Consider the following 6,926-nt stretch of genomic DNA (forward strand, 5'->3'; position numbering starts at 1 on the left):
GCAGGGTGCGACGGTGGCGCAGACCGAGACGATCACGATCACCGGCACCAACGACGCGCCGGTGGTTGCGGCGGCGCTGACCTCGACGGCGGCGGAAGGTGCTGCGTCGTACCCGCTGAACCTGCTGAGCGGGGCGAGCGATCCCGACCACGGCGAGACGGCGACGCTGAGCGTTGCCGATGTGAGCTATGCGGTCGACGGCGGAGCCTCGTCTTCGACGGCGCCGGCCGGGGTGAGCCTGTCGGGCTCGACGCTGACGGTCGATCCGACCGACCCGGCGTTCAACAGCCTGGCGGTCGGCGAGCACATGACGATCGTGGTGTCCTACAATGTGAAGGACGCGCAGGGTGCGACGGTGGCGCAGACCGAGACGATCACGATCACCGGCACCAACGACGCGCCGGTTGCCAACGCCGACACTGGGACAGTCAATGAGGACGCGACCCTCACCATGCCTGCCGCGAATGGCGTGATTCAGGGCACCACGGGCGGATCGGTGGCTGATACCGACGTCGACAATGCAACCAGCACGCTGGTGGTCTCAGGCGTGGTTGCCGGAACGGGGTCGGTGACGCAGGGCGTTGGGGTGGCGACCTCGATCGCGGGCACCTACGGTCATCTGACGCTGAATGCGAACGGCTCGTACAGCTATGTGGCCGACACCGCTAACAGTCTCGCCACGGGTGTCACGGCGGTGGACACCTTCACCTACACGGCCAAGGACCCGGGCGGGCTAGTGTCCAACAGCACGACGCTGAAGATCACGGTGACCGGCACCAATGACGCCCCAGTTCTCGATCCGTCCAAAACGCCAGTGCTCACGGCCGAGAACCAAGGCAGCGGTGCGCCGGCAGGAGCTGTCGGTACGTTGGTCTCTAGCTTGGTGGATCTTAATCCACCCAGTGGTGGCTTGGACAATGTTACTGACGTCGATTCAGGGGCCGTGACCGGAATCGCACTGACGGGTACCGATACGAGCCACGGCACCTGGTTCTTTTCCACAAATAACGGCGCAACATGGACGGCTGTAGGAGCAGTGTCGAACACCACGGCCCTACTCCTCTCGGCGGACGCCAACACGCGGCTCTACTTCCAGCCAAGCGCGGGCTTTGCCGGAACAGATACGAATGCCATCACCTTCCGTGCTTGGGATCAGACCAGCGGCTCGAACGGAGTTAAGGTGGACACGTCATCCAATGGCGGTACGACGGCATTTTCGACAGCCATTGATACTGCGAACATCACTATCAATGCGACCGACACAACTCCGCCGACGGTGATATCGATTACGGGTGGCACCTCGTTGCCTGCGGGCAACAGCGAAACGATCACGTTTACATTCAGCGAAAAAGTGACTAATCTTACGCTTGGAGATATATCGCTAGCCGATAGCTCAAACGGCACCAGTTTGAGCAACCTTCAGTCCACGGATGGCGGGCTCACTTGGACAGCGACGTTCACCAAGGGCAGCTCCAATAGTACAACAATCAGCGTTTTCAACAGTGGCACTACGGCTGCCACGGATCCGTATTGGACCGACCTTTCGGGAAATCCCGGGACAGGTGGCGGATCTTTGACTATCTCGAAAAAAGCTCCTGCGGGTATTTCGGGGCAGCCGATTAATCTCGGTCTGGAACAACCCGAAGCAAACGACGCCGCTGTCTCAGTGACGATCACAAGCCTGCCAACGGGGTGGACCGTACCAAACGGCACCAAGCTTAGCGACGGTTCATTTGCCGTAACGGGCGTCGACTTAGGCGCGCTCACCGTTACGACGCCCCTTGAATTTGTCGGAGCCGCGGTTATCACCATTTCCGCCACCTGGGCCAATCCCGATGGTAGCTTTGACACAATTCTGGTTCGCGACAATGTCGAAGCGTACGCCCCGGGATCTCCAATTTTCGCCTGGTCGGGCGATGACCATCTGACCGGTTCAAGCGGCCACGATACCTTTGTGTTTTCGCAGCCGATTGGCAACGACGTCGTGCACAGTTTCGAGGTGTCCTCCGACGTCATCGACCTGATCAGCTATGGCTGGCAAAGTTTCGCGGACGTTCAAGCCCACACCGCGGACGACGCGCATGGCAATGCTGTCATCACGTTGGCTGATGGCCAAACGATCACGCTCGATGGCGTTCATGCATCGGATCTCACCGCCGCGAACTTCGAATTCGACGTGACGCCGACGGTCGAAAATCCCGGCCAGATGACAATCGGCGACGGCGCGATGCTGCCGCTGTCGGGCGTCATCCACAACACCGGCGAGATCGACCTGCAGGCCTCCGGCGACGACACGCTTCTCCAGATCATCCAGACTGGCATTACGCTCAACGGCGGCGGTCACGTGCTCCTGTCCGACGACGATCACAACATCATCGCCGGTACGGCCTCGAACGTCACACTCGACAACGTTGACAACGTCATCTCGGGTGCCGGCCAGATCGGGCAGGGCAGCCTGACGCTGAGCAACGAGGGCACTATCGATGCCACCGGCACCCATGCCCTTGTGATCGACACCGGAGCCAACGTGATCGCCAACGCTGGCACGCTGGAGGCAACCGGCACGGGTGGGCTGGTGCTCGCCAGTGCGGTGGCCAACAGCGGTCTGATCTGGGCCAACGGCGGCACGGTCACAGCAGAAGGCGACGTTACCGGCAACGGCAACGCCTTGATCAGCGGGGCTGGCACCATCGAGTTCGGGGCAGCTTCGGCAGCAGGCGTCACCTTCGACGCGACCGCCGCTGGCCACCTGATTCTGGATGATGCGTTCCACTTCTCCGGCATGGTGACCGGCCTCGATGGCAATGACGACATCGACATCAAGGGCATCAGTTTCGGCGCAGGCACCACGTTGAGCTTCACGGAGAACCAGGCGGGAACTGGTGGCACTCTGACGGTGTCGGACGGCGCGCATACGGCCAATATCGTCCTGCTCGGCCAATACGATCCGAATGGCTTTGCCGAGAAGGCCGACGCAACGAACGGCACGATGATTACTTACGATCCGCACCACGTAGCCTGAGGCGCGTGAACTCCAGGGAAGGAATGGACCGCGAGAGGAGCTGAACCCCGTAGATTTACCTTCCTGCCGTTTTTGCGCCGGCAGCGGCTTTGGTACAGCTGCCGCCTATGCTAAGTGGGACAGATTGAATGATTGATTTACTTGATCCTTTTGACTGTCGCCTATTGGCTGTCAGTCATCATTCTTAGGGATGGCTTCAGCCAGATTCCGCGTGAGTACCCTTCGCAAAAGGCCGGACGAAATCCGGGAGGCGCTGCAAGCCTGCCAAGGCTATTTTGTAACTGCGGCTATATTCAGCCTTGCCATTAACCTGCTGTACTTGGCCGGCCCGCTCTACATGCTGCAGGTCTATGACCGCGTGATCTCGAGCGGGAGCGAGATCACGCTGCTGATGCTGACGCTTGCGCTATTACTAGCGTTCATGGCGCTCGCAGGTCTCGACGCCGTGCGCGCTCGTGTTCTGACCCGCACCAGCATTCGCCTCGATCGGAAGATCGCGCCGCGCGTGATGACTGCCATCATTGACCATTCGACCAGGATCGGCGGTGCGCGCAGCCAGCTGCTACGCGATTTTGATACGTTCCGCCAGTTCATCACCGGGTCCGGAATTCACGCTATCTTCGATCTGCCGTGGTCGCCGATCTACATCGCGGTCATCTTTTGCCTGCACCCGTTCCTGGGTGCCTTTGCACTGGGATCTTCGGTCATTCTGGTGCTGATGGCATTTCTCAATGAATGGATCGTCAAGCCTCCGCTCGCCGAATCCGGCGAGGCGGCGAACCGAAATTACGGCTTCACCGAGATGAGCCTGCGCAACACCGAAGTGGTGCGCGCCATGGGGATGACCGGTGGCCTCCTGAAGCGCTGGAGCCGGGACCGCGACCGCATGCTCGAGCGCCAAGTTGCCGCCAGCGATCGCGCGGCGACCATGCAGAGTATGATTCGTTTCCTGCGGCTTTCGATGCAATCCCTGATCCTCGGTCTTGGTGCCTATCTGGTGATCGAGCGCATGACCACCGCCGGTGCCATGTTTGCCGCCAGCATCCTGCTTGGCCGCGCGTTGCAGCCGATCGAACAAATCGTTGGATCCTGGCGTAGTCTCGTCTCGGCCCGCGGCGCATTCCTGCGGGTGCGGGAGCTGTTGGCGGCCAACCCGCCGCGCGAAACAGGACTGACGTTGCCGCGGCCGGAGGGCCATCTTTCCGTCGAAGCGCTGTCTTTTGCTGCGCCTGGAACATCGAAGCCTATTCTGCGCGGGGTCACCTTCCAGATCGAGCCGGGTGAAGTCCTGGGGATAATCGGTCCTTCGGGCGCCGGCAAATCCACGCTCGCGCGTCATATTGTCGGCGTTCAGGCGCCATCCGCAGGGGCCGTCCGCCTCGACGGGTCCGACGTTTCGAGCTGGATCAGGTCGTCGCTCGGCGAGCATCTTGGTTATCTGCCCCAGGATATCGAGCTGTTTGCCGATACGGTGGCAGCCAATATTTGTCGGTTCAAGGACGGAGACGACAAGGACATCATTCTGGCGGCGCGAATGGCCGACGTGCACGAGATGATCCTGCGGCTCGTCGATGGCTACGACACCCAGGTCGGGGAGGGCGGCGCGATCCTGTCCGGAGGCTACCGCCAGCGCATCGGCCTCGCACGCGCGGTTTACGGCAATCCAAGCCTGGTCGTGCTCGATGAGCCCAGCTCGAACCTTGATGCCGAGGGCGATGCGGCGCTCGCCGACTGCATCACGCAGCTGAAGAAGCGCGGAACCACGGTGGTGATCATTTCGCATCGGCCGGCCACAATCGGCGTGGTCGACAAGATATTGGTGTTGCGCGAAGGCGTGGCTGAGATGTTCGGACCGCGGAGCGAAATCTTGGCGCGCCTCACGCGACCTGTGCCGGTTCCTGCAGTTCGGGGAGTGACCGGTTAGGAGAAATCATGACATTGCTTGATGTCACAGACCTGTCGATGCGTCCCGCTGCTGCCCCACGCGGAACAAAACGCGCCAACAAGGATGGATCGCCAAACGACTCCATTCGCAAGGTTGCAATAGCGGGGTGGCTGATCATCGCGGTCTTTTTCGGCGGGATCGGTACTTGGGCCGTGAGTGCGCCGCTCAACGGTGCGGTAGTTGCCAATGCCGTCGTGAAGGTCGATGGCAACCGCAAGAGCCTTCAGCACCTCGATGGCGGCATCGTCAAGGAATTGCACGTCAGGGAAGGCGACAGGGTGCTCGCAGGCGACCTGCTGATCGTCCTGGACGAGACCCAAGCTCGCGCCGAACATGAGGTGCTGACGCAGCAATATGCCGTGCTGCGCGCAACGGAGGTCCGGCTGCTGACCGAGCTTGACCATGGCTCCCAGCTTGTCATGCCGCCGGATCTGAAGGCGCGCTCTGACGATCCCTATTTCAAAAGCGTCTGGAACGGGCAGGTCAGTCAGTTTGACAGCCGCAGGGCGTCGCTCAAAGGACAAAGAAGCGTGGTCCGCGAGAAGATCAACCAGCTGGGGTCCCAGATCGTTGGCTCGGAAGCGCAGGTGAAATCGTTCACCAACCAGATCGACTCAGTGCGCAAGGAGGCCAAAGACATCGCACCGCTCGTCGAACGCGGGTTGATCGCCCGTCCCCGCATCCTGCAGCTGGAGCGGACCGCGTACGGCCTCGAAGGCCAGATCGCCGATGCGAACGCCAACATCGCCAAGGCTCGCCAGGCGATCGCCGAGCAGGAGCAGCAGATCGCCCAGTTCGACAACGATCGGATGACAGACGTCACGAAGGATTTGCGCGATACGCAAGCCAAGCTCCTGGAGGTTATCCCGAAGGCGACGAACGCCAAAGCCGTGCTCGGCCGGATGGAAATTCGTGCGCCCTATACCGGACGCGTGGTTGGCCTCAGCGTGTTTTCGGTGGGCGGTGTGATTCAGCGCGGCGACAAGATCCTGGACATCGTGCCCGACGAGGATTCGCTCACAATCGAAGCGCAGGTGGCGGTCGAGGATATCAGCGACGTGCATCCGAACACGCGCGCGGAAGTTCACCTAACCGCTTACAAACAGCGCATCGTTCCGATCATCCATGGCGACGTCATTCAGGTCTCGGCGGACCGCTTGACTGATCCGAAGACCAACAATCCCTATTACACGGCCTTCGTTCGGATCGATCAGGACGAGCTGGCGACCATGCCCAACATTCGCCTTTATCCGGGAATGCCGGCAACGGTGATGATCCCGACGATTCAGCGAACCGCTTTTGACTACATCGTCGGGCCGCTGGTGATGTCATTCAATCACGCGTTCCGGCAGAAGTGAGCCTTGGACGCATCCCTCGAAGCTAACTGGCGCCGACATAATAGTTTTGAAATTGCTGTGGCACCCGTGCCACCAACGATGCCCTGCATAGGTCTATGTTGCTCCCCGCAACAGGGCGCTCTCATGTATGATGTATACTTGAGTGGGAAGAACGATCTGCTGGTTATCCGACGCGGACTTCCCATCGAACTTGGGCGGAATTTGGCGCAAAAGGAAGCGCACCGTGCGATCGGTGAGCGAAAAAATCCGCGAGGACGTCGAAAAACGTGGCTATCACTGGCGCAAGCTGGCCAGCCAGATTCGGTGAGACAGCTAACTGAAGCGCGGGTTCTGCTTACGCCTTCGGCCAATCCCTGGTTAATGCTGCTCTACCTCGGAACGCGAACCATCGATTGCCATAACGGCCGAACGCGGCGGAGAGCGCTCGGTCCGTTTCGCCACGCAACCAAAAAGCGGGAGAGCAATGTCCGGCGAGCTCGCTCTTAGAGCGCGCTGTTTTTATACGGAAACATAGCCTGAGTTTTTGAGATAGTTGGCGCACTCTTGTGCAGAAAAGAGGTCGAGGAGTTCGCCGACCTTGCGCCAGGTTGCCTCGACATCG

Annotated in this window: 3 protein-coding genes; all 3 read left to right on the forward strand. The window is 60.5% G+C overall.

The window, feature by feature from the left end:
- Positions 1-13 precede the first annotated feature (13 nt).
- The 3 genes from ACZBJS_RS41735 to ACZBJS_RS41745 all read left to right on the forward strand — a co-directional run bounded on the left by ACZBJS_RS41735 (position 14) and on the right by ACZBJS_RS41745 (position 6,325).
- A complete protein-coding gene (locus ACZBJS_RS41735; RefSeq protein WP_463440258.1) occupies positions 14-3,022 on the forward strand; it encodes a beta strand repeat-containing protein in 3,009 nt (1,002 codons plus the stop codon).
- Positions 3,023-3,212: 190 nt separating this feature from the next.
- Positions 3,213-4,946, forward strand: a complete 1,734-nt coding sequence (locus tag ACZBJS_RS41740) for a type I secretion system permease/ATPase (protein WP_463440259.1) — start codon at positions 3,213-3,215, stop codon at positions 4,944-4,946.
- A gap of 8 nt (positions 4,947-4,954) precedes the next feature.
- On the forward strand, positions 4,955-6,325 hold the full coding sequence (locus ACZBJS_RS41745) for an HlyD family type I secretion periplasmic adaptor subunit (protein ID WP_253587255.1): 1,371 nt from the start codon (positions 4,955-4,957) through the stop codon (positions 6,323-6,325).
- Positions 6,326-6,926 lie beyond the last annotated feature (601 nt).

It is taken from the genome of Bradyrhizobium sp. KZN70725 (assembly GCF_055264925.1).

What these genes read in the sequence shown, in the direction of transcription:
- ACZBJS_RS41740 (WP_463440259.1), top strand. Translation starts at nt 3,213, where the DNA reads ATGGCTTCAGCCAGATTCCGCGTGAGTACCCTTCGCAAAAGGCCGGAC.
- ACZBJS_RS41745 (WP_253587255.1), top strand. Translation starts at nt 4,955, where the DNA reads ATGACATTGCTTGATGTCACAGACCTGTCGATGCGTCCCGCTGCTGCC.